Origin of the sequence: Mycolicibacterium canariasense (assembly GCF_002101555.1) — a bacterium.
Taxonomy (GTDB): Bacteria; Actinomycetota; Actinomycetes; order Mycobacteriales; family Mycobacteriaceae; genus Mycobacterium; species Mycobacterium canariasense.
Map to the genome: position 1 here is coordinate 1 of NZ_LQOL01000072.1, position 23,008 is coordinate 23,008.

At 67.5% G+C, this 23,008-nt stretch carries 19 protein-coding genes and 1 pseudogene; 16 read left to right on the top strand and 4 right to left on the bottom strand.

Going from position 1 to position 23,008, the window contains the following annotated elements:
• Window positions 1–306: 306 nt before the first annotated feature.
• Window positions 307–669 (top strand): histone-like nucleoid-structuring protein Lsr2, encoded by a 363-nt coding sequence (locus tag AWB94_RS24670; protein WP_062657329.1) that lies wholly within the window; start codon window positions 307–309, stop codon window positions 667–669.
• A 53-nt stretch (window positions 670–722) separates the two neighbouring features.
• Here AWB94_RS24670 and AWB94_RS24675 read toward each other — a convergent pair whose 3' ends face one another.
• Window positions 723–2,693 (bottom strand): glycoside hydrolase family 5 protein, encoded by a 1,971-nt coding sequence (locus AWB94_RS24675; protein ID WP_165605338.1) that lies wholly within the window; start codon window positions 2,691–2,693, stop codon window positions 723–725.
• Window positions 2,694–3,391: 698 nt separating this feature from the next.
• Between AWB94_RS24675 and AWB94_RS24680 the strand changes: the two genes are divergently transcribed.
• Both AWB94_RS24680 and AWB94_RS24685 read left to right on the top strand, forming a co-directional pair.
• The gene (locus tag AWB94_RS24680) at window positions 3,392–4,768 is read left to right on the top strand and encodes an FAD-dependent oxidoreductase (protein ID WP_062657327.1); all 1,377 of its coding nucleotides are present in this window, start codon (window positions 3,392–3,394) and stop codon (window positions 4,766–4,768) included.
• 52 nt (window positions 4,769–4,820) lie between these two features.
• Window positions 4,821–5,396 (top strand): hypothetical protein, encoded by a 576-nt coding sequence (locus AWB94_RS24685; RefSeq protein WP_062657326.1) that lies wholly within the window; start codon window positions 4,821–4,823, stop codon window positions 5,394–5,396.
• Window positions 5,397–5,408: 12 nt separating this feature from the next.
• On the opposite strand, the pseudogene AWB94_RS34735 reads toward AWB94_RS24685, so the two are convergent.
• A pseudogene (locus AWB94_RS34735) lies at window positions 5,409–5,885 on the bottom strand (response regulator transcription factor); the annotation flags it as partial.
• A gap of 283 nt (window positions 5,886–6,168) precedes the next feature.
• Between AWB94_RS34735 and AWB94_RS24700 the strand changes: the two are divergent.
• From AWB94_RS24700 to AWB94_RS24750, 11 genes are all read left to right on the top strand, one after another.
• Complete coding sequence (locus tag AWB94_RS24700) at window positions 6,169–6,954, top strand: DeoR/GlpR family DNA-binding transcription regulator (protein WP_062657324.1); 786 nt, start codon at window positions 6,169–6,171, stop codon at window positions 6,952–6,954.
• Window positions 6,951–8,432 carry an FGGY-family carbohydrate kinase gene (locus AWB94_RS24705; protein WP_062657323.1) on the top strand — a complete coding sequence of 494 codons (1,482 nt, stop codon included), beginning with the start codon at window positions 6,951–6,953 and terminating at the stop codon, window positions 8,430–8,432. The genes AWB94_RS24700 and AWB94_RS24705 overlap by 4 nt, the downstream gene beginning before the upstream one ends.
• Before the next feature lie 22 nt (window positions 8,433–8,454).
• Window positions 8,455–9,780, top strand: a complete 1,326-nt coding sequence (locus tag AWB94_RS24710) for an ABC transporter substrate-binding protein (RefSeq protein WP_062657322.1) — start codon at window positions 8,455–8,457, stop codon at window positions 9,778–9,780.
• Window positions 9,781–9,841: 61 nt separating this feature from the next.
• Window positions 9,842–10,708 carry a carbohydrate ABC transporter permease gene (locus tag AWB94_RS24715; protein ID WP_062657348.1) on the top strand — a complete coding sequence of 289 codons (867 nt, stop codon included), beginning with the start codon at window positions 9,842–9,844 and terminating at the stop codon, window positions 10,706–10,708.
• Window positions 10,705–11,520, top strand: a complete 816-nt coding sequence (locus tag AWB94_RS24720; protein WP_062657321.1) for a carbohydrate ABC transporter permease — start codon at window positions 10,705–10,707, stop codon at window positions 11,518–11,520. Before AWB94_RS24715 ends, AWB94_RS24720 begins: the two co-directional genes overlap by 4 nt.
• A gap of 20 nt (window positions 11,521–11,540) precedes the next feature.
• Complete coding sequence (locus AWB94_RS24725) at window positions 11,541–12,608, top strand: ABC transporter ATP-binding protein (RefSeq protein WP_062657320.1); 1,068 nt, start codon at window positions 11,541–11,543, stop codon at window positions 12,606–12,608.
• 25 nt (window positions 12,609–12,633) lie between these two features.
• Window positions 12,634–13,404, top strand: coding sequence for an SDR family NAD(P)-dependent oxidoreductase (locus AWB94_RS24730; protein ID WP_062657319.1), 771 nt, complete (start codon window positions 12,634–12,636; stop codon window positions 13,402–13,404).
• 49 nt (window positions 13,405–13,453) lie between these two features.
• Window positions 13,454–14,275: a BtpA/SgcQ family protein gene (locus AWB94_RS24735; protein ID WP_084395200.1), complete on the top strand. Its 822-nt coding sequence runs from the start codon at window positions 13,454–13,456 to the stop codon at window positions 14,273–14,275.
• Between the two features lie 97 nt (window positions 14,276–14,372).
• Entirely contained in the window at window positions 14,373–15,194 is an 822-nt protein-coding gene (locus AWB94_RS24740) for a formate/nitrite transporter family protein (RefSeq protein ID WP_062657318.1), read from the top strand.
• 294 nt (window positions 15,195–15,488) lie between these two features.
• On the top strand, window positions 15,489–17,015 hold the full coding sequence (gene mbtM, locus AWB94_RS24745; protein ID WP_062657346.1) for a long-chain-fatty acid--ACP ligase MbtM: 1,527 nt from the start codon (window positions 15,489–15,491) through the stop codon (window positions 17,013–17,015).
• 16 nt (window positions 17,016–17,031) lie between these two features.
• Window positions 17,032–18,633 (top strand): CocE/NonD family hydrolase, encoded by a 1,602-nt coding sequence (locus AWB94_RS24750; protein WP_062657317.1) that lies wholly within the window; start codon window positions 17,032–17,034, stop codon window positions 18,631–18,633.
• Here AWB94_RS24750 and AWB94_RS24755 read toward each other — a convergent pair.
• Window positions 18,630–19,598 (bottom strand): NADPH:quinone oxidoreductase family protein, encoded by a 969-nt coding sequence (locus tag AWB94_RS24755; protein ID WP_062657316.1) that lies wholly within the window; start codon window positions 19,596–19,598, stop codon window positions 18,630–18,632. The genes AWB94_RS24750 and AWB94_RS24755 overlap by 4 nt on opposite strands.
• Before the next feature lie 99 nt (window positions 19,599–19,697).
• Between AWB94_RS24755 and AWB94_RS24760 the strand changes: the two genes are divergently transcribed.
• Window positions 19,698–20,621, top strand: coding sequence for an alpha/beta fold hydrolase (locus tag AWB94_RS24760; RefSeq protein WP_062657344.1), 924 nt, complete (start codon window positions 19,698–19,700; stop codon window positions 20,619–20,621).
• Here the strand turns inward: AWB94_RS24760 and AWB94_RS24765 are convergent.
• Window positions 20,611–21,939 (bottom strand): flavin monoamine oxidase family protein, encoded by a 1,329-nt coding sequence (locus AWB94_RS24765; RefSeq protein ID WP_201029557.1) that lies wholly within the window; start codon window positions 21,937–21,939, stop codon window positions 20,611–20,613. The two genes, AWB94_RS24760 and AWB94_RS24765, sit on opposite strands and share 11 nt — an antisense overlap.
• A gap of 59 nt (window positions 21,940–21,998) precedes the next feature.
• On the opposite strand from AWB94_RS24765, the gene AWB94_RS24770 reads away from it, so the two are divergent.
• Window positions 21,999–22,982 (top strand): TIGR03617 family F420-dependent LLM class oxidoreductase, encoded by a 984-nt coding sequence (locus tag AWB94_RS24770; protein WP_062657343.1) that lies wholly within the window; start codon window positions 21,999–22,001, stop codon window positions 22,980–22,982.
• The last annotated feature ends 26 nt before the right edge of the window (window positions 22,983–23,008 follow it).

Here is a 23,008-nt window from a genome sequence, read left to right on the forward strand (position 1 = left end):
CTCATTTTCGAGAGACCTCGACCTCTATCCCGGCAACGACGCGCCAACCACCTCTACACCCTCATCTGTGAAGAGCCGACAAACTACGGATGCGATAGTCGATATGACCGCCCTATCCGGTTGTCGATATCTGCCGGAAGCGGATTCAGATATCGGCTTACGTCACTTTTGACAAGCAGCATGATGTCTGTCGTCGGAAACTCTATGTGTTCGCCGTGAATCGTGAACCGCGCGGTAGTTGCGATGTGAAGCACTGTGTACCCGCTGGTAGCCTGCAATGGCAATCCAACAGATGGGGTAATTCCAATGGCCGAACGTGTCGTCCGCCAACTAATTGACGACTTGGATGGTTCCGAGATTCCAAATGGCGGCGGGGAGCGTATCGAGTTCTCGCTGCGCGGCGTCGAGTACCAGATCGACCTGGCTGCCGGCAACATCGCCAAGCTGGACAAAGCACTGAAGCCGTATATCGATGCGGCGGTAAAGGTTCGCGGCGGGCGTTCGCGGCGGGCGGTGAAATCTATTTCTACCAACGGTAGCGGTAGCGCGAGTGGGTCAAAAGAACAGCTCGCGGCCATTCGTAAGTGGGCAAGGAAGAACGGGTACGAGGTTTCCGATCGGGGTCGTATCAAGGCCGAGGTCCTCGAGGCTTTCGAGGCCGCTCACTAGACTTTCGCCCCCGAATGCCGTGGCATTCGGGGGCGAATCGTCATCCGGTTGGGTTATTCCGATGTGGTGGTGCCCGTTGATGCACTCGCAGCGGCGCTCGACCGGCTATCCGATGCCGTCGCCGGACTGCCGGACGCAGTCTCGGGCGAGTGCGGCTTGGTGTCGCGCTTGCTCTTGACGCCCGCCTTGGGCTTCACGGGCTTGACACCGCTCTGGCTGGTTCCGAATTTCGCACCGGGCCGGGTGACCTTTTCACCGGTGGTGGAGTTGTCCGCTTTCGGTGTCGAGGCATCGGAGCCCTTCGCATCAGACTTCGAATCCGCTTTGGTATCCGGCTTCGGTGTCGTGCCCGAGTCGGACTTGGTGTCGGAGGCGGTGTCGGAGGCGGTGTCGGTCTTCGGATCCGTCTTCGGATCGGTTGTCGTGTCGACCTTCGGATCGGTTGTGGTGTCGACCTCGGGATCCGAAGCAGTGGTCGGCGTTGGATCGGCGGTCGGTTCGGTGGTGGCGGTCGGTTCGGTGGTGGCGACCGGTTCGGTGGTCGCAACCGGTTCGGTGGTGGCCACCGGTTCCGTCGCGGTGACCTCGGTGGCGGCCGTCTCCTCGGCCGTCGGGACGGTGGTCGCCGCCTCGTCTTGGGCATCCGGAACCTCGGATGCCTTTGTCTGCGTGGCCGTTTCGCTGTGCTTGACGGTCTCGGATGTGGTGTCGGAATCCGTGGTGTCCTTGGCGGTGACCGAATCCGCTGTGACGACCGCTGTGGTCACGGCGTCGGTGGCGGCCGCCGCCTTTTTAGCGCTTGCAACGCTCGACGTGGTCTTGACCCCGAAGAGTCCACCGAGCAGGTTCTTGACCACGTTCACCACTGTCGACAGCGCCATCGGGACGAAGTTGACGATATTGCTCACCACGGTGGCCACGGCGGTGAAAAGCTGCTGCACCAAGCCACCCAGACCGGTCGCCGGTGTCCCGGGCGGGTTGGTCGGGGGTGTGGTCCCGGTCAACTCCAGGATCAGTTGCCGGATCGCGTCGGCGGCTGCCTTGGGATTCCAGTTGTAGTCGAACAGCCCAAGGTGGTCTTCCTTGGTGGTGCTGTTCTGCGGTCCGGTGTCCTTGAGGTTGTAGATGAAGATCGGGCCACCGTTGAGGAACTTCTGCCAGGACCGGACCATGTCCTCCAGATACTTGACCTGCTTCTCCTGGTCCTCCGGGGTGCCGGTGAGCGTCGGCTGGCCGTACTCGCTGATCCAGATCTTCAGATCGGAGTCGCCCTTGACGTCCATCAGGGCGCGAATGGCCTGCAACTGCGCCAGTGCCGAGGTGCCGGGCCAGGTGTTGGCCGGGCCCTGGCTGAATGGCAGCGTGTAGTTGTACGGGTGGAACGAGAGGGCGTCGAAGTAACCCTTGGCCCCGTTGGCGTACATCTGCGTGATGAAGCTGACCGGGTCCAGGGACAGATTGCCGATAGTCAGGCCGGCGCCGACGACACCACCGATGACCTTGATGTCCTGATTGGTCGTCGTGGCCACCGCTTTGATCGCGGTATAGGCCTTCTTCAGCATCTCCGTATAGGAAGCGGCGTCGACGGGGTTCCATTCGAAGATGGCGTTGGGCTCGTTCCAGATTTCGTACGCGGAGATCTTGCCCGCGTAGCGCTGCGCGACGGTGGCGGCGAATTTGGCGTACGCGTCGGGATCGGGGTGTCCGTTGGCGATGTTGCCGGCCCAAGCGGGCGTCTGGTTCAGCACACCGAGGATTCCCATCCCGCGATCGGCGGCGGCCTTGACGATGTAATCGGTCTTGGCCCAGTCATAGCTGGTGGAGTTGAGCGGCTGGACGGTGCGCCAGAAGACGCCGATGCGGACGTTGGTGACCCCGAGGGACAGCATCTTGTCCAGCGCCTTGTCCACGTCGGCGTTGCTCATGCTGTAGAGGTTGGACTCCGCGACACCGATCGTGGTCGGGGACTCTTCGATGGTCGCGGTGTTGATCACCTCATACGAGGCGTGACGCATGGTGGGCAACAGGTATTGGCTTGTCGTTGCTGCGAATAGCGATATCGCAACCACCGCAATCGTGGATCTTACGGCGATGCGCCGGATCGGTCTGCGGGCATGATTCATCGCGGTGACCCCCGTTCTGACTCTGAGTGGTTCGAGCACCTGGCTGAAGACTGCTGCAAAACTTACGGGCTTGTCAGCAAATCAGCAAAATTTGTGAAAATCGGCTTTGACCTGGGAATTGCTACTCCCGAGTAAGGACTTACAGCAAATGGTCTAACTAGCGCACCAATTCGTGAGATGTGACCCATAAGCCGGGTTATGGCAAGCGAAGGGGCGACACGCCGAAGCGATGCCGGCGAGGTGCGCGCTTGCTCGGAGAATTGCCGTAATAGCAAGGTGTACAACCGATTTCATTGCCCGGCCGGGATGGTGTGGGGCTGAACGGATATGGAACGATTCAGTACCTTGCATATTGGCAAATTTTGGTGCACTGTCCGCCGTTCGGCGGGCAGGCGCGATATTTACATTCTGGACAATTTTCTGTCGATACATCCGTGTATCGCTGCCCGCGGGCGCTCTTGTCGTCGCCTCGACTATCCGCAGGTCAACCCGCCCCGTGGGGAAAGAACTCTTAGAGTTTGCTTAGTAAAATCTTACTTTCCTTATTCTTGCGGTACTGTCCGAGGAGGCACTGTCCGATCGAAATAGTGGTGAGCCGGATGGATCAGGTGAGGGAACATGCCGTGGTCATGGGAGCGGGTCCGGCCGGACTTCTCGCGGCACGGGTGCTGTCCGAGTTCTATCGGAGTGTGACGCTCGTCGAACGTGATCGTCTGGGCGAACAACCAGCTCAGCGCAGGGGTATCCCGCAGGGGCGGCATCTGCACAGTCTGCTCAGCCGCGGCTCGGCCGCATTGGAGGAATTGTTCCCGGGGCTGCTGGCCGGGCTTTCCGAAGCCGGGGCGCACGTCCTCGACGAAGGAGACCTGTCGCGGGTGGACTTCAGATTTGGCTCCTACGGGTTCAACCGTAGGGCGAAGTTCGCCGAGCCCGCAGCCTTGGTGCAGTATCTGGCCAGCCGACCGCTCATCGAGTTCCACCTTCGCCGCCGGGTACGCGCACTGAGCAATGTGCGGTTCTTGGACGGCCATGACGTGATCGAGCCGATCGTCGCGAACAGAGGTCGTGTCGTCGGGGTTGCGGTGGCGAACCGGGGCAGCGGCGCCCGGACTTTGCTTGAAGCAGATCTGGTGGTGGACGCGATGGGACGTGCGACCCGCACGCCGGCCTTTCTGGACGGGTTGGGATATCCGCGTCCGGTTCAGCACCGGTCGGCCTCAGATGCGACCTACTTCAGCCAATTGATCGGCATGCCGGCCGACGCGATCACCGAGCGGCTGGTGCTGGTCCGCGCGGAAACGGCCGCGGGCGGTCTGGTGGCGTACGAGAACGGCACCTGGATGCTGACCGTCACCCGGGCCGACGGCCCCCTCGACCCTCCCACCGACCTGGCCCAGCTGCGGGCTCTGGCCGCACCGCTGCTGACACCGTCGGTCGCGGCGGCGCTGCGTACGGCCGAGCCGCGGGGCGAGATTGCGGTGTTCCGGCACGCCGGTGGGACGTGGCGGCGCTACGACAAGCTGGACACCTTCCCGGAGGGGCTCCTCGTCATGGGAGACGCGCTCTGTGCGCTCAACCCCATCTGGGGACAGGGCATGACGCTGACGGCTATCCAGGCGCTGCTGTTGCGGGACTGCCTGAGCCAGGGCGGTACGCAGTTGGCGCCCCGCTTCTTCGGCGCCGCCGCCGCCACCATCGGACCGATCTGGGCGGTGAACCAGATGCGTGAGAGCTCGGCGCGGGAAGTCGGTTCGGTGTCCCGGCGCGTGGTCGGGTGGCTCACCGGGCAGGCTTTCCGGGCGGCCCGCCATGACATTGTCCTCACTGAGCGGTTTCTGCGGGCCGCCAACCTCATCGACCCGCCGCGGCGTGCGCGGGAACCGGCGCTCCTGGCCCGGGCGCTGGCGCTGTGCGTCAAGCGCACCGCGGTTGTTCGTGTCAGGCACGCACGCCGACTGGTGCGTCGCGCCGCGTGATGGCCGGGCTGACCACCCGGCCCCGGCAGCACCGATTGTTACCCTGGCTCACGTGTCCGATGAGAACGAGCCCGACGGCGAGAACGTATCCGAGGATGCCGCGCCGGAAGCCGAGGAGGCCAAGTCCGGTTCGAATTTCGGCCCCGGGGTGTTGGCCACGATCGCGATGCTCGTGGCAATCGCCACGCTCGGCGCCTCCGCGTGGATGTGGCGCAATCCCATACAGGGCGACGCCCCGGCTCCCACCGAGGCCGCGTCGCCGACCTTCTCCGATACCGAGAAGAGCGACGCCAAGACCAAACTGTGCGCCGCGTTCGAACTCGTCCGGGCCGGCGTGGCCAACAGCAGCGCACTGCAGGCACCTGGCGGTGACCAGGACGTGTCGGGCGCACTGGCGGTGGCGGCCAACGCCCGGTTGGCGCTCTACGGCGGCGGCCAGTATCTGCTGGCCCGGATCGAGCCCGCCGCGCCGCCGGAGATCGCCGACGCGGCCCGTAAGTTCGGTAACACGCTGATGGACATCGGCGCGGCCGCCATGGCGCAGGTGCCCAAGAGCGACCCCGGTCAGGATGCCCGGCTCAAGGACGCCGACGCCCAGAACGCCGCGGTCGAGGAGCTCTGCAAGTAGCGGGAACCACCCGGGCGTGACGATCCGCTGCTCGCAGGCAAAGACGATGGCCGAGGCTCGGTCGCGTAGGGCGAGTTTGGTGAAGATGCGCCCGACATGGGTCTTGACGGTCAACTCGGAGATGAACAGCTCGCCGGCCATCTCCGTGTTTGTCCTCCCCTTGGTAATCAGGATCAGCACATCGCGTTCGCGTGGAGTGAGTTCGTTCAGCGCCGAACCGTCGGTGGTCGGTGCGCCTCAACTGCGATAGGTGTCCAGCACGCGGGCGGTCACCGCCGGGTCGCCTCGATACCGTCCACTCTCTTCATCCGCAGGTCCATCACCACCACGTCGGGGTGCAGTTTGTCGACGGCACCCCTCGTCCGCGTCGGAACATTCGCCCACCACGCGGACGCCGTGTTTCTCCCGCAGGATCAGGGTCAGACCGGACCGCACCAGCTCTTGGTCGTCGACGATCAGCGCGGTGACGATCTGCCCCGGCCCGGTCACGACGTGTGCACCCGGTGCGGCGCTTCGGCGCCCGGGGCATAGGTACGGGATGACCAGGGTTGCGTTGTCGGCCATGATGTGCGGCTTCCACTTCGGTCATCTCTCGACGTCGGACATCGGCGATTCGGCGGCCGGTAGCGGTATCGGCCGTGTGAGAAAAAATCTCACGGATGTGTGGACAAGTCACAAGCGGTGTCATAGATTCACACGCAATGAAAGAAGCGGCTGCAGATTGGCCAGTCAAGGTCACTGTTAATGTGAATTTTACACATCGGTGTGAGAGGTGACGGTGGACGCGAAAACCCGCCGCGATCGCATCGAGCAGCGACTCAGAAGCGATTTCGAGGTCGGTTACGCCGAACTCGCGGCCGAGTTCGACGTGTCCGAGATGACCATCCGGCGCGACGTGGAGGCCCTGGAGGCGCTCGGCGTGCTGCGCCGGGTGGTGGGCGGCGCGATCGCCGTCAAAGGCAAGGACGCCGAGCCGTCGTTCGCGACGCGGGTGGCCGACGCGGCCGAGGAGAAGCGGCATATCGCCGACGCCGTCGCCGATCTGGTGAGCCACGGCGAGACGCTGATCCTGGACTCCGGCAGCACCGCGCTGGCGGTGGCCCGGTCCCTGCGTGGCCGCCGGCTCGGCCTGACGATCGTCACGCCGAGCATCCTGGTGGCCCTGGAACTCGTCGACGAGCCCGACACCACCGTGGTGCTGACCGGCGGCGAAGTGCGCCCCGGCGAGCTGAGTCTGGTCGGGCCCACCGCCGAGGACACGCTGGCCAACTACAACTGCGACACCTTCGTCATGGGCGTCGCCGGCATCGACGTCGACCGCGGAATCTCGGACTACCACCACGGCGAGAGCCGGGTGAAGCGCTCGGCCAGCCGCCGCGTGGACCGGGTCATCGTCGCCGCCGACAAGAGCAAGCTGGGCCGGGTCACCTTCGTCAGCATCGCCGCACTGGCCGATATCGGCGTCATCGTCACCGACGGTGAGCCCGACCATCCCGCCCTGGTCGCGGCCAGGGGAGCGGGCGTAGAGGTCATCTGCGTGGCCGGCGGTGCGGCATGAGCGACTACACCATCGGCGTCGACATCGGCACCACCGGCACCAAGACGGTGCTGCTGCACACCGACCAGGGCATCGTCGCCACCGCCTCCCGGGAAACGGCCTTGCATTCCACCGGGCCGGGCATCGCCGAGGCCGACACCGCGCAGTGGCACCGCAACGTCGTCGAGTCCATCCGCGAAGTCCTGGCATCCGCCGAGATTCCTGCCGATGCCGTCGGGGCGGTCGCGACATCGGGCATGGTGCCCGCCGTCGTCCCGGTGGATCGGGCCGGAAAACCGTTGCGGCGAGCCATCCTCCAGAACGACGCCAGGGCACACCGCCAGGTGGCCGCGCTGGCGACGGAGCTGTCCGGGGTGGACCTGGTCACCCTCACCGGATCGGCGCTCACCCAACAGTCGGTGGCCCCGACCACGATGTGGCTGCGCGAGCACGAACCCGACGTGTACGCCCGCACCGCGCACTGGGTCGGGTCCTATGACTGGGTCCTCACCGTCCTCGGGGCGCCCTGTCACGTCGAGCAGAACTGGGCGCTGGAGTCGGGGCTGTTCACCATCGACGGACCGGTCGCCGGCGCCGTGCTGTCGGCCGCCGGTCTCGATCCGGGCACCCTCGCGCCCGTGCACCGCCCCGGTACCCGCGTCGGCGAAGTCAGCCCGCAGGCCGCCGAACGCACCGGGTTACGGGCGGGCACGCCCTTGATCGTCGGCGGCGCCGATCACGTGCTCTCGGCGTACGCTGCCGGCGTCAACCGGCCCGGCGACGCGTTGGTGAAACTCGGTGGCGCCGGCGACATCCTGGTCGCCAGCGACAGCCAGGTGGTCGACGAACGCCTGTATTTGGACGCGCACCCGGTGCCAGGACATTGGCTGCCCAACGGATGCATGGCCACCAGCGGTAGCCTGATCCGCTGGTTCCAGGCGCTGGTCGGCGGTGCCGAACTCACCACGCTCGACGACGAGGCGGCGCGGCGGGCACCGGCCGAAATTCTGTGCCTGCCCTATTTCCTCGGCGAGAAGAGCCCGCTGCACGACCCGGATCTGCGCGGCACGTTCGCCGGCCTGCACCTGGGACACACCAGGGCCGACATGTACCGGTCGGTGCTCGAGGCGATCGCCTTCGGCTTCCGCCACCACGTCGACGTCTTCACCGATATCGGGATCCCGCTGAGCCGAGTGATGATCACCAACGGCGGCTCGAAATCCACCCTGTGGAAGCAGATTCACGCCGATGTGCTGGGCCTGGAGATGCTGCCGGTGCGCGGGCATCCGGGGGCTTCGCTGGGCGCGGCGGTGATCGCGGCCATCGGAATCGGGGCACTGGACGATTGGTCTGACGCCGCCCGGTTCATCACCTTGGACCCGCCGTACGTACCCGATCCGGCTCGTGCGGCGGCGTACGACACCGCTTACGCGACCTGGCGCGAACTCGGCGCCGCGATGGCACCGATATCGCACCGATTGGCCCGAACCTCCCGATGATCACGAAAGGAACCGTGCCGCAATGAAAATCACCACCACCCCGACACCAGGGCGGAGGCGGCCGTTCGTTCTGGCCGCCGTCGCCGCCCTGGTGTCCGTGGTCGCACTGCTGCTGAGCGCCTGTGCCGGCAGCGGCGGCCCCGAGCAGACCCAGGCCACCGGCACGGGCGAGATCCCCAAGAACACCTCGGGCACCGTACGCATCCTGATGGAGAACGTCCCGGACAGCGACATCGTGAAATCGATGGTGGCCGACTTCAACAAGGACTACCCGGACATCAAGGTCGACATCGAGCAGCTGACCTATGATCAGATGCGCGACAAGCTGGTGTCCTCCTTCCAATCCAGCACCCCCAACTATGACCTGATCGTGGTGGACAACCCGTGGATGGTGGACTTCGCCAAGGCGAAGTTCCTGCAGCCACTGGACGCCCGTATCGACAGCACCCCTGACTACGACGCGGCCGACTTCTTCAAGCCGCTCACCGACGTCACCACCGTCGACGGCGTCCGCTACGCGGTGCCGTTCTACAACTACGCGCTCGGATACCTCTACAACACCGACGATTTGGCGCAGGCCAAGCAGACGGTGCCGACCACGCTGGACCAGCTGGTGAGCACGTCGAAGGCGCTCAAGTCCGGTGACCGCGCCGGGATCGCGATGCAGCCGCAGCGCGGGTACAAGATCTTCGAGGAGTGGGGCAACTGGTTGTTCGCCGCGGGCGGCTCCATCTACGGCCCTGACGGCAAGCCCACCCTGAACACGCCGGAAGCCAAGCGCGCGCTGGAGGCGTACATCGACACCTACAAGAACGCCGCCCCGCCGAACAGCCTGAACTGGAGCATGGACGAGGCCCAGCGCTCACTGGCCGCCGGGCAGTCCGCGTCGATGATCAACTACAACTGGCAGCTGCCTGCCGTCAACGAGCCGGGTTCCGGTCCGTCTGCGGGCAAGTTCAAGCTGGCCACCATCCCGGGCGGCAAGCAGGTGCTGGGATCGTGGAGCTGGGCCATCCCGGCCAACTCGGGCGCTTCGGACGCCGCCTGGGCGTTCGCCTCCTGGATCACCGCCAAGCCACACGATATCGCCCGCACCGAGAAGGGCGGCGCCGCAATCCGGCAGAGCACACTCAAGGACCCGGCAGTCCTGAACGGCAAGTTCGGCGCGGACTATTACCAGACGGTGGAGAAGCTGCTGGCCGATTCCGCTCCGCTGAGCCAGGGTCCGAGCGGCGAGGAGATGATCCAGGCGGTCGGCACCGAGCTCAACGAGGCCGTGGCCGGCACCAAGAGCGTCGACGATGCGCTGGCCGCCGCGCAAGCCGCCGTCGAGAAGATCCAGGGCTAGCTGACCCCTCGCAGCTGCCCTCCCCGAAACCGACCACCCCGCGAAAGGAGCGATGACCATGATGGCGTTCAAGCACGGCATGGTCGCCCCCCTGATTGCCCTTTTCGTCGGGGTGGTCGGTTTCCCTTTGGCTTACGCCTTCTACCTGAGCGTCACCGATTACAAGCTCACCGATCACGGGACGCCGAAACTGGTGGCCGCCGACAACTACGTGGCCACGTTCGGTGACGCCGGGTTCTGGCACGCCTTCGGCACCACCGCGCTGTACGTGCTGGTTGCCGTCGGGCTGGAACTGACCATCGGGCTGGCCATCGCCCTTGCCCTGCAAAAGCAGCGCTGGGCACGCGATCTCACCCGCTCCATGCTGCTCGCACCGATGTTCATCACCCCCATCGCGGTCGGCCTGATCTTCCGCTTCCTGCTCAACGATCAACTCGGCGCCATCCCGCATCTGCTGCGCGGCATCGGCATCGACTACGACTTCTTCGGTCCCGGCCGCGCCCTGTTCACCATGGCGTTCATCGACGTCTGGCAGTGGACGCCGTTCATGGTGCTGCTCCTGCTGGCCGGGCTGGAATCCATTCCGCGCCAACCACTGGAGGCGGCTCGGGTGGACGGCGCCGGCGGCTGGTATGTGCTGCGGCGGGTGACGCTGCCGCTGCTGGCCCCGGTTCTGGTGGTGGCCATCATGCTGCGGTCACTGGACGCCATGAAGGTGTTCGAGTACGTCTTCGCCACCACGCGCGGGGGACCGGGCACCGAAACCGAGACGCTGCAGTACTTCATCTACCAGACCGGCATCCAGTTCTTCCGGCTCGGCTCGGCGTCGTCGATGGCGTTCGTGGTGCTGGTACTGGTGCTGACGGTCATCGTGATCGCCTTCCGCCGGATGGAGAAGGCGCGAACGCAACAGGCGGGACAGTCATGAAGAACTCTCTCGCGCTGACCATCTGCCGAGTGGCCTTGCTGTGGGCGGCCGCCATCACGGTGCTGTTCCCGGTGCTGTGGATCGCGCTGGCGAGCGTGAAAACACCGCAGCAGCTCAATGATCCGTTCCTGCTGAGCTTCACCCCGGTGCTGGACAGTTGGCGCACCGTGCTGTCCTCGGACATCCTCGGCGCCGCCGGCCGCAGCGCCCTGGTCGCCCTCGTCACCGTCGGCACCAGCGTGGTGGTCGGCAGCATGGGCGCCTACGCCATCGCCCGGTTCCGCGCCGGCGGCACCGCCACCCGGTTCGGCATGCTGGCCGCCCAGGTGCTGCCGCCCGCGGTTCTGGTGTTCCCGTTCCTCACCATGGCGTATGCGTTGCGCCTCAACGACACCGTAGTACCGGTCATCTTCGCGCACCTGAGTTTCGTTCTGCCCGTTGTCACCTGGTTCTTGATCGGCTTCTTCGAAGCGGTGCCGCGCTCACTGGAGGAGCAGGCCCAGGTTGACGGATTCACCCGTTTCCAGGCGTTCCGGATGGTGGTGCTGCCCCAGGTGTATCCCGGCATCGGCGCGGCCGCCATCTTCGGTTTCACCCTGTCGTGGAACGACCTGTTCTACGGCCTCATCCTGGCGCCGGGCAAGGCCGCCATCCTGCCGGTGGCCATCGCCGGATTCAACACCTTCCGCGGGGTGCAGATCGGCTCGATGAGCGCGGCGATCCTCATCGCGGTGGTACCCGTCGTCGTTGCCAGCTTCTTCATCCAGCGCCGGCTCGTGCAGGGCATCAGCGGCGGCGCGGTCAAGTTCTAAAGATTGGTGAGCACAGCGTCATGGCTACAGTCCGATTCTCCGGAGTCAACAAATCCTACGGATCCACCACCATCGTCGAGGACCTGAATCTCGAACTGCCCGACGGCTCTTTCACCGTGCTGGTCGGCCCGTCCGGGTGCGGCAAGTCCACCTCCCTGCGCATGCTCGCCGGTCTGGAATCCGTCACCTCGGGGACCATCACCATCGGTGATCGGGACGTCACGCAGCTGCAGCCCCGGGACCGGGACGTGGCCATGGTGTTCCAGAACTACGCGCTCTACCCGCACCTGACCGTGCGGGAGAACATCGCCTTCCCGCTGCGGGCCTCCAAGACACCGCGGGCCGAGGCGCTGCGCCGCGCCGACGAGGTGGCCGCATCACTCGGGCTGGAAAAGCTGTTGGGCCGCAAGCCCAAAGACCTCAGCGGCGGCCAGCAACAGCGGGTGGCCATCGGCCGGGCCATCATCCGGCAGCCGTCGGTGTTCCTGTTCGACGAGCCGCTGTCCAACCTGGACGCCAAGCTGCGCGTCGAAACCCGCACCGAATTACTGCAGATCCAGCGCAGGCTCGGCATCACCTCGGTGTACGTCACGCACGACCAGGAGGAGGCGATGACGCTGTCCGACCGCATGGTGGTGCTGCGGGACGGCCGCATCGCGCAGCAGGGCGCCCCGCTCGAGGTGTACAACACCCCCGCCGACACCTTCGTGGCGTCGTTCGTCGGCAGCCCCAAGATGAACCTGCTCGACGGCGAACTGACGGGGCGCACCTTCACCCTGACCAACGGATTGACCCTCGACGTCGACGGGATCACCGCGCACGGACCGATCACCCTCGGGGTGCGGCCCGACGATCTGGTGCCCACCGCCGCGCCCGAGGCCGTTGCGACGGTCACCCTGATCGAACTGCTGGGGCCCCGCGCCATCGTCACCCTCTCGGCCCGCGGTACCGAGCTGACCAGCGTGGTCGACACGTCCCGGCTCACCGGTATCACCGAGGGCGCCGCGGTGGCGTTGTCGATCCGTCCCGGTGGCGCACACGCATTCGACGCACGAACCCATCTGCGCCTCACTGGCGCAGCTCGGTGAAAAAGGAAGAGGAACAAGCACAGTTATGACCAAGACAGTCGTGGTGACCGGCGCCGGATCGGGCATCGGCCGGGCCATCGCCACCACCCTCGCCGCCCGGGACTGGCGCGTCGTCGTCACCGATATCAACGGTGATGCCGCTCGCGAGGTCGCCGCCGGGCTGCCCAACCAGGATGCCGGGCACGAATCGGCGGTCCTCAACGTCAGCGCGCCCGAGGACGCCGCCACCGTGGCCTACGGCATCGCCGACCGGCTCGGCCTGGACGCGTGGGTGAGCAATGCCGGGATCTCGTTCATGCACAAGTTCCTCGACGCCCCGGTGGCCCATTACGACCAGACCATGGACGTCAACCTCAAGGGCGTGTTCGTATGCGGGCAGGCCGCGGCCAGGGCCATGGTGCGCAGCGGGACCGCGGGCAGCATCGTCAACACCGCGTCGATGGCGGGCAAGCAGGGCCGCGTGCCCTACCTGTCGGACTACGTGGCGTCCAAGTTCGGTGTCGTCGGTCTCACCCAGGCCATGGCGTACGAGCTCGGTGAGCACGGCATCACCGTCAACTGCGTGTGCCCCGGATACGTCGAAACACCCATGCAGACAAGAGAACTCGAGTGGGAGGCGCAGTTGCGCGGCAGCACACCCGAGGGCGTGCGCGCCATGATGATCCAGGACACGCCGTTGGGCCGTCTCGAGCAGCCCGACGATGTCGCCCGCGTGGTGGCCTTCCTGCTGTCCGACGACGCGCGCTTCGTCACCGGTGAGGCGCTGGCCGTCAACGGCGGCGCCTACATGGACTGACCTGTCCTGGAAAAGACTTCGCATTCAACGCAGAAAGAAAGGCACTTCAGTGACCACCACCTGGCTCGACGACGTTTTCGGAGTTCGGAAGCCCGTCATCGCCATGCTCCACCTCAGCGCACTGCCCGGCGATCCCGGTTACGACACCGCGGGCGGTATCGCCGCCGTCGTCGACCGGGCCCGGGCCGAACTGGACGCCCTGCAGTCCGGCGGCGTGGACGGCGTGATGATCAGCAACGAGTTCAGCCTGCCCTACCTGACCAAGACCGAGCCGATCACCGCGATCACCATGGCCCGCATCATCGGCGAGCTGCTGCCGGACCTGTTCGTGCCCTACGGCGTCAACGTGCTGTGGGACGGCCGCGCCTCCATCGACCTGGCCGTGGCCACCGGCGCGAAATTCGTCAGGGAGATCTTCACCGGCGTGTATGCCAGTGATTTCGGGTTGTGGGACACCAACATCGGCGAGGTGGCCCGGCACCGCACCCGGGTCGGCGGGTCGGCGGTGAAGCTGCTGTTCAACATCGTGCCGGAGTCGGCCACCTACCTTGCCGCACGGGATCTCGCGTCGATCACCCGCACCACCGTGTTCGCCACGCTGCCCGACGCCATCTGCGTCTCCGGTGCCACCGCCGGCGCGCCGACCGACACCGAGGCACTGCGCGTGGTGAAGTCGGCGGCCGGCACCGTGCCGGTGTTCGTCAACACCGGGGTGCGGGCCGAGAATGTGGCCACACAGCTCGACATCGCCGACGGTGCCGTGGTGGGAACGTATTTCAAGCAGGACGGCGTCTTCGAGAACCGGGCTGACCAGAAGCGCGTCGAGGAGTTGATGCTGGCCGCCAGGGCCTTCCGCGACCAGCTGGTGTGACCCGAGCCGCGCCGGGTTTGCGTTTGAACCCGGCGCGACCGGGCACTCCTGGCTGGACGGCCACGTCGATCGCCGCACGTGCCCGGTGGAAGGTTCGATGAGCGACACCGACCGACGTCGCCTGGGCGCGTCCGACAGTCCGATAGAAGACGAGCTGGAGTACGCCTTCAGCAGGATGGTCAGCGAAGGCACCCAACGGCTGCACCGTACCTGGCGGGAAGTACTGGTCACCGGTTTCTTCGGCGGCACCGAAGTGGCGATGGGCGTGCTGGCCTACTTGTCGGTGCTGGACGCCACGGACAATTCACTGCTGGCCGGGCTGGCGTTCTCGATCGGCTTCCTGGCGCTGTTGTTGGGCCGCAGCGAGCTGTTCACCGAGGGTTTCCTGATTCCGGTGACCACCGTTGCCGCCAAACGGGCCAGCTTCGCCCAACTGTGCAAGCTGTGGGGCGGCACCTTGGTCGCCAATCTGGCCGGCGGCTGGCTGATCATGTGGTTGATCATCATCGCCTTCCCGAAGCTGCACGACACGACCATCGAGGCGGCCACGCATTACGCCACCGCGCCCATGTCCGTGCACACGGTGACGCTGGCCGTCCTGGGCGGCATGGCGATCACGCTGATGACCCGAATGCAGCACGGCACCGACGCGGTGATCGGCAAGATCGCCGCAGCCGTCGCCGGTGCCTTCCTGCTTGCCGGACTGCAGATGTTCCACTCGATCCTGGACTCACTGTTGATCTTCGGGGCGATGTTCACCGGCCACGCGCCATTCGGCTACCTTGACTGGCTCACCTGGTTCGGTTACACCGTGGTCGGCAACATGATCGGGGGACTGGGATTGGTGACGCTGCTGCGCCTGCTGCGAAGCAAGGACCGCCTGCAACAAGAACGCGTCGCCGCCGAGACCACGGACTGAACCGGGCCGGATGACATCGGGCGCGCATCAGGACGCCCTGTCCCCGTTGTTTGGGCACGACTTCGGTGTCGCCGAAGTAGCCCAGCAGGAGTTGGCGCCGTCAGCTGGCCCGCGAGGTGTTCTTCCCGGAGGATCGCGGCCGGTCCGGGCTGCTGTCCTCGCACGGGCAGTGCCGCGGGCACACCACGATTGACGCGGTCGTCAAGGTGCGCGCCCACGCGGCGTTCCTTTGCTGTAGTTTCCACCCATGATGTTCGGCGGGCTCGTCACCATTGCCAGAATCGCATGCACATGGTGAGTTTGCTGGCCGCCGCGCTGCGTGACCGGTTGTCGGGCAGCACGAATCACCTGGTGCTGCTCGAGGACGACGTCTGGGTCCGGCACCCGTGGCCGGAGATCTACGCCCGCGCCGAGAACGTGGCCGCATGGGCGTCCGACTCCGGAGTCGAATCCCTGGGATTGGTGGGTGAGCCGACCGCGGAGTTCGTCGCGGCGATCATCGGCGCCCAACTCGCCGGTGCGGCGGTCGCGATCCTGCCCGGACCGATCCGCGGTGCGGACCCGGCGGACTGGGCGCGGATCACGCTGTCCCGCTTCGGCGGGATCGCCGTCGAGCGGGTGCTCAGCCAGGGCAGCTACCTGCAGCGCCTGGCCGCGGAGTCGCCGGAGGCGGTCGATCTCACCGGCGTTGCCCACCCGCGGCGTTCGGCCACCTTTGCGCTCCCCGACGGGCCCGCGCCGGTCGCCGTGCTGCAAGGCACCGCCGGGTCCACCGGAACCCCGCGCACCGTCGCGCTCTCACCCGCCGCCGTGCTGGCCAACCTGTGCGGCCTCAACGACCGCATCGACGTCCAGACCAGCGATACCGGCTGCTCCTGGCTGCCGTTGTATCACGACATGGGCCTGAGTTTCCTGCTCTCGGGCGCCCTCGCCGGCACCGACGTGTGGCAGGCGCCGACGTCGGCGTTCCAGGCGTCCCCGTTCCGGTGGCTGCACTGGCTGTCCGAGAGCCGGGCCACCATCACCGCAGCGCCCAACATGGCCTACGGCATGATCGGCAAGTACTCGCGCCGAGTCGCCGATGTCGACCTGTCCGCACTGCGTTTCGCGCTCAACGGCGGCGAGCCCGTCGACTGCGCCCTCACCGCGCGGTTCGGCACCGAGATGGCGCGCTTCGGGTTCCCCACCGGGGCGCTGTCCCCGTCCTACGGGATGGCCGAATCCAACTGTGCCGTCACGGTTCCGGAGCCCGGCCTGGGATTGCGGGCCGTGCAGACGGCCACCGGTACGCACGCTGTGCTCGGGGCGCCGATCGCCGGTATGGAGGTGCGGATCGACCCGGTCGAGGGGGCGCACGGTGACGTGGGGGAGATCGTCATCCGCGGCACGTCCATGATGACGGGCTACCTCGGCGATGATCCACTGGCCGACGGATCCTGGTTCCGCACCGGTGATCTCGGCTTCCTCGCCGACGGCGGGCTGGTGGTCTGCGGCCGGGCAAAGGAGATCATCACCGTCGCCGGGCGCAATATCTTCCCGACCGAGGTCGAGCAGTTGGCCGCCCAGGTCCCCGGTGTGCGGGAAGGTGCGGTGGTGGCCGTCGGCGTCGGGGAGGGGTCGATCCGACCCGCCCTGCTGATCACCGCCGAGTTCCGCGGGCCCGACGAGGCCGGGGCCCGGGCCCAACTGATCCAGCATGTGGCCTCGGGTTGCGGGGTGGTGCCCGCCGACGTCATCTTCGTCAAACCCGGCACCCTGCCCAGGACGTCCTCGGGCAAGCTGCGCCGGCTGCAGGTCAAACGCGATCTGGAGCACCGGTAGCTACAGTCGAGTCATCATGGTTAGACGTACTCACAACCGCGGTCCGCTCACAGCACTGGCGGTGCGGGTGTCCGCCGCCAAGGCCGGTCTGGGCCCGCCGACGACGCGCTACACCGTCAGCCGCGATATCGACGTCGTCACCCGTGACGGCGAACGGCTGCGCACCGATCTGTACACGCCGTCGGACCCCCTTGGCACCGTACTCATGCGCACCCCGTACGGCCGCGCGAACCTGCCCGCGACCGTCATCGCCGGGCTCTACGCCGAGCGTGGCTACCGGGTCGTCCTGCAAAGCGTGCGAGGCACTTTCGGCTCCACCGGCACCTTCGAGCCAGGAGTGAGCGAGGCGGCCGACGCCGCGGACACGGTGGCCTGGATGCGCACCCAACCGTGGTTCGACGGCCGGTTCGCCACCGCCGGGGCGTCCTACCTCGGCTTCACCCAGTGGGCGCTGCTGTCCGACCCGCCACCGGAGCTGACCACCTCGATCATCGCCATGGCACCGCATGACTTCGCCGAATCGGGTTGGAGCACCGGTTCGTTCGCTCTCGCTGATTTTCTGACCTGGAGCTACCAGGTGGCCCACCAGGAGAACGGCGGGACGCTGCGCACGCTGGCGCGGGCGCTCACCACGTCGCGCCGGTTGCGCACCCCGCTGCGCACCGTTCCGCTGCGCGACGCCGGCCGGCGCATCCTCAAAGGACGGGCCGGCTGGCATGAATCGTGGCTGCGCACCCCCGACACGGCGCACCCGTACTGGCAGCCCAGCCGGCTCGGCGGCGCGCTGCAGCGGGTCGGCGTGCCGGTGCTGCTGGTCACCGGCTGGCAGGACGTCTTCCTGCCCCAGACCCTGGAGCAGTACCGCCGCCTCGTCGACCGCGGCGCCGAGCCGGCGCTGATCGTCGGCCCGTGGACCCACGGCGAGGGCGGCGGTGACGTCATCCGGGAGTCGCTGGCATGGCTGGCCGGGGCCCGATGGTCCGGGGCGCGGATCCACGTCACCGGCAGCGCGGAGTGGCGGGACATGCCCGAATGGCCGCCCGCCACCGAGGATTCCGTGCTGTACCTGGGCCCCAGGGCCGCGTTGGGGGACCGGCGCCCGGACGGTGACGGCGTACTGGCCCGGTTCGTGTTCGATCCGGCCGATCCGACCCCGACCGTCGGTGGCCGGCTGCTGTTCACCCCCAGCGGCTATCGCGACGACGGCACCTTGGCCGCGCGCGCCGACGTGGTCACCTTCAGCACCGCGCCGCTGCCGGACGCGCTGGAGGTGCTCGGCACGCCGCGGATCGAACTTGTGCACCGCACCGACACCGGATTCGCCGACGTGTGGGTGCGGATCAGCGAGGTCGGCGCCGACGGGTGCTCTCGCAACGTCAGCGACGGCTACGTGCGCCGGACGGCCGGGGCGCCGTCGGCGCTGCAGTTGGATCTCGACCCGATCGCGCACCGGTTCGCGCGTGGATCCCGGATCCGGGTGATGATCGCGGGCGGATCGCATCCGCGCTATGCCCGCAATCACGGCACCGGAGAGCCGATGTGGAACGCGACGCGGATGGTGCCCACGACCCACGAGGTCGGTGCCGGGTCGCGGCTGCTGCTGCCGGTGCCGCGCTAACGTACCTTCAACACGACTTTGCCGGTGGCGCTGCGGTTTTCCATCGAGGCGATGGCCTCACCGGCCCGCTCGAACGGATACACCACCGGCTCGGGCGCGGGCACCGCGCCGGAGGCCAGCAGCGGGGCCAGCTCCGCCCACTGCTGAGCCAGATATCCCGGGTGGGTCATCGTCCAGGCGCCCCAGCCGACGCCGATCGCGTCGACGTTGTTGAGCAGTAACCGATTCACCTTCACCGTGGGGATCTCCCCGCCGGTGAAGCCGACCACGAGCAGCCGCCCGCCCGGGGCCAGCGAACGCAGTGAATCGGTGAACCGGTCCCCGCCGACCGGGTCCAACACGATGTCCACCCCGCAGCCGCCGGTCAGCTCGGCCACCGCGTCCTTGAACCCGTCGGCCGGCACCACGTCGGTGGCACCCGCCGCCCGGGCGATCTCACCCTTGGCCTCGGTGCTCACCACCGCGATCACGCGGGCGGCGCCCAGCGCCGGGGCCAGCCGTAGCGTCGAGGTGCCGATCCCGCCGGCGCCACCGTGCACCAGTACCGTCTCGCCGGCGGCCAGCCTGCCGCGGGTGCGCAACGCGAAGTGCACGGTCAGGTCGTTGAACAGCACGCCGGCACCCGCCTCGAAGGACACCGAGTCGGGCAGTGCGAACACCCGCTCCGGCGGCAGCGCCACCACCTCGGCCATCGCGCCGGTCAGCAGTGTCAACCCGGCGACCCGGTCCCCGGGTGCCACCGGCGCATCCCGCGGTGCGCTGCGCACCACCCCGGCGACCTCCGCACCGGGGATGTACGGCAGTGGCGCCTTGTACTGGTACAGGCCGCGGGTCTGCAGGGCGTCGGGAAACGCGACGCCGGCAGCGTGCACCTCGATGACCACCCCGTCGGCGCCCGGTTCGGGGATGTCCACGACCTCCGCCGCCGACGGTCCGTCCAACCGGGGGATGTGTATGGCGCGCATGACGCACCATTTAACAACCCGGTGCCGAGGCGCTCCACGACGGCCGCCGCGTAGACTGACCACCCCGGCAACGTGGCCGGGGACGATTGGAGCCCGCAGATGACGCTTCCACCGCTGCCCGCCGGCCGCACCGTGGCCGTCCGCTCGAATGACGGCACCCGGCTGCACACCCAGGTCTTCGGCCCGGACCACGGTTACCCGATCGTGCTGGCCCACGGCATCACCTGCGCCATCGGGGTGTGGGCGCATCAGATCGCCGAGCTGGCCGGCCAGTACCGCGTCATCGCCTATGACCACCGCGGGCACGGTCGCAGCGAGACTCCGCGTGAGCGCCGCCGGTACAGCCTCAACCATCTGGCCAGCGATCTGGACGCGGTGCTCGATGCGACATTGGCGCCGGGGGAGCGCGCCGTCATCGCCGGACACTCGATGGGCGGTATCGCGATCACGTCATGGTCGCAGCGCTACCCACGGCGGGTGCTTCACTGCGCCGACGCCGTGGCGTTGATCAACACCACCACCGGGGACCTGCTGCGTGACGTGCAACTGGCCCCGGTGCCCGCACCGCTGTCACAGGCCCGGATCCGGACCGCCGGCACGTTCCTGAAAACCTTCGGTGCCACCCCGATCCCCAAACTGGCGGGTGGACCCAACAAGCGGTTCGTCGAGTACCTGGCCGTCGGGCGCGACGCGGACCCGGAGGTGGGCGACCTGGTGTACCGGCTGTTCGCCGCCACCCCACCGGCCGGTCGCGGCGGCTGGGCCCGCGTGTTGGTGGACAGCCTTGGTGCCAACCACATTTCGCTGCGCAACCTGACGGTGCCGACGCTGGTGATCGGCAGCAGCAAAGACCGGCTGTTGCCGATCAACGCCTCCCGTCACATCGCCGGCCACCTGCCGAACCTGGCGGGATTCGTCGAGCTGCCCGGCGGGCACTGCGCCATCCTGGAACGGCCGGCCGAGGTGACCCAGCAGCTGCGGGCGTTGGCCGAATCGGCTGCCCGCCAACGGCTCAGCTCGTGAGGTACCCGGCCGCCTCGGTCGCGGCGCGCTGACCGGAGCGCACCGCGCCGTCCAGGAATCCCGTCCATTCGTCGGCCGTCTCGGTACCGGCCCAGAACACGCCGTCGACGGGGGCGCGCAGCGCGTGCCCGTAACTGGTCCAGGCGCCGGGCGGTACCGCAGCCGTCGGCCCGCCCGGCGCGAATTCCTCTGTGCCCCAACAATGGTCGAGATAATCGATGGGTGTCGCGGCGGCGTCGCCGAACAGCGCGGCGAAATTGCGCAGCGCGCGGTCGCGACGTTGCTGCGGGGGCAGCGGGTCGAAGCTGCGGGAGTCGGCGAATCCCAACAGCACGCCGGGGCCGTCGTCACCGGGGCTGACGTCGAAGGTGATGAACACCGGTCCCTCATCCGACAGCGCCTCGCCCGAGCAGCCGTCGGCCCGCCAGAACGGCTTGTCGTAGGCGGCGTAAGCCTTGCTCAGATTGCCTTGCGGCCAATGCGCGATCAGGGCCCGATGGTCGTCGGGCAGCCCCGGTTCGAAGGTGATCGCGCCGCGGTGCGCCGGCGGGACGGCCACGATCACGGCACGTGCCTGCCAGGACTCGGTGTCGGATTCGACGCGATACCCCGCGGTGTCCCGGATGACGCGGCGTACCACGGTGTTCAGCCGCACGGTCAGGTCCTCGGCCATCCGGACGGCGATCTGCTGGGTCCCACCCGGGAAGCGGTCCTGTTGGGCACCGCCCTCGACGTCGAGCATGGGCCCCAGACCGCCTGCTGCCTTCACGTAGCGCACCGCGTGCAGCATGGACACCGCGTCCGGCTCGCAACCCCATGTCACCCGCGACATGATCGCCATCAGATTCCGGGTCGACGCGTTGGCGTGCACCGAGCGCAACCAGCTGTCCAGGCTGCGCCGGTCCAACCGCTCGGCCGCGGGCGCCGCCCACGGGTCGGTCACCGGGATCAGCTTGGCCAGCCGTTCGAACCGCCACTGGATCCGGGACACGTCGAACAGTTCGATCAGCGACAGCTTCGGGATGGTGCTGCGGTAGGACCGCACCCGCCCGTGCCAGTCGATCAGATTCTTGCCGCGGGAGTACGTGGGCACGGTGGCGCAGCCCAGTTCGGCCGCCAGTTTCAGCACGGCGGTCTGCGTGGGGCCGACGAAGGTGGCACCGAGGTCCACCGGCACCCCGGCGATCGTCGTCGTGTGCGAGCGTCCGCCGACCCGGTCGCGCCCCTCCAGCACGACCACGTCGTGGCCTCGTCTGGTCAGTTCGCGCGCCGCCACCAGCCCCGCGAACCCGGCTCCCACCACGATCACATCGCCCACGGCCTCAGTCTGCACCGAAGCACCGGCGCCGCGCACTAGGGTGAGCCGCTGTGAAGGTGATGACGGCGTTGTACGGGCCCACCGATGCCATCGAGCGTGCGCGGACGTTGCGCGATGCCGGTGCCAGCGGGGTGTTCACCTTCGAAGGACCCCATGACGTGTTCACCCCGCTGACCCTGGCCTCGACGGTCGGTGGGCTGGACCTGATGACCAATGTGGCGATCGCGTTCCCACGCAATCCGATTCACCTCGCGCACCAGGCGATCGACCATCAGATCCTCACCAGCGGCCGGTTCACACTGGGGCTGGGCACCCAGATCCGCACCCAGATCGAGAAGCGGTTCGGCGCCGATTTCGACCGGCCGGTGGAGAGGATGACCGAACTGGTGGCCGCCCTGCGGGCCATCTTCACCGCCTGGTCGACGGGCGAACGGCTGAACTTCCGGGGCGAGTTCTACCGGCACACCCTGATGACCCCGACCTTCACCCCGCGCGACAACGTCTACGGGCCACCGCCCATCTATGTCGGGGCGCTCGGGCCAAAGCTGACCCGCGCGGTCGCCGAGCATGCCGACGGACTGCTGGTGATGCCGTTCGGGTCGAAACGCTTCCTCGACGAGGTGACCATGGCCTCGGTGGACGCCGGGCTGCGCGCGGCAGGTCGTCGTCGCGAGGACCTCGCGATCGTCCCCGAGGTCATCGTGTCGGTCAGCTCCGACAGCAATCCCGACCACGCCGCCACCCGCCAGTTGCTGGCCTTCTACGGGTCCACCCCGGCGTACCGGCCGGTGCTGGAGGTGCACGGCTGGGGTGAGCTGCAGCCCGAACTGAACGCGCTGTCCAAACAGGGCCGCTGGGCCGAGATGGGCGGGCTGATCGACGACGACGTGCTGCACACCATCGCCGCCTGCGGCACCCCCGCCGAGGTCGCCGCCCACATCGCAGACCGGGTGCGCGGGGTGTCCGACCGGGTGTGCATCTACCAGCCCGGACCGATCGCGGCGGATTCGCTGGCCCAGATCGTTGACGCGCTGCGTACCTGAGCACCTATGGTGGTGGTACGGCGCAG

Bases quoted from the DNA above. Each gene is read 5' to 3' on its own strand.
- AWB94_RS24670 (WP_062657329.1), top strand. From the start codon at position 307: ATGGCCGAACGTGTCGTCCGCCAACTAATTGACGACTTGGATGGTTCC.
- AWB94_RS24680 (WP_062657327.1), top strand. From the start codon at position 3,392: ATGGATCAGGTGAGGGAACATGCCGTGGTCATGGGAGCGGGTCCGGCC.
- AWB94_RS24705 (WP_062657323.1), top strand. From the start codon at position 6,951: ATGAGCGACTACACCATCGGCGTCGACATCGGCACCACCGGCACCAAG.
- AWB94_RS24710 (WP_062657322.1), top strand. From the start codon at position 8,455: ATGAAAATCACCACCACCCCGACACCAGGGCGGAGGCGGCCGTTCGTT.
- AWB94_RS24715 (WP_062657348.1), top strand. From the start codon at position 9,842: ATGGCGTTCAAGCACGGCATGGTCGCCCCCCTGATTGCCCTTTTCGTC.
- AWB94_RS24720 (WP_062657321.1), top strand. From the start codon at position 10,705: ATGAAGAACTCTCTCGCGCTGACCATCTGCCGAGTGGCCTTGCTGTGG.
- AWB94_RS24725 (WP_062657320.1), top strand. From the start codon at position 11,541: ATGGCTACAGTCCGATTCTCCGGAGTCAACAAATCCTACGGATCCACC.
- AWB94_RS24730 (WP_062657319.1), top strand. From the start codon at position 12,634: ATGACCAAGACAGTCGTGGTGACCGGCGCCGGATCGGGCATCGGCCGG.
- AWB94_RS24740 (WP_062657318.1), top strand. From the start codon at position 14,373: ATGAGCGACACCGACCGACGTCGCCTGGGCGCGTCCGACAGTCCGATA.
- AWB94_RS24750 (WP_062657317.1), top strand. From the start codon at position 17,032: ATGGTTAGACGTACTCACAACCGCGGTCCGCTCACAGCACTGGCGGTG.
- AWB94_RS24755 (WP_062657316.1), bottom strand. From the start codon at position 19,598: ATGCGCGCCATACACATCCCCCGGTTGGACGGACCGTCGGCGGCGGAG.
- AWB94_RS24760 (WP_062657344.1), top strand. From the start codon at position 19,698: ATGACGCTTCCACCGCTGCCCGCCGGCCGCACCGTGGCCGTCCGCTCG.
- AWB94_RS24770 (WP_062657343.1), top strand. From the start codon at position 21,999: ATGACGGCGTTGTACGGGCCCACCGATGCCATCGAGCGTGCGCGGACG.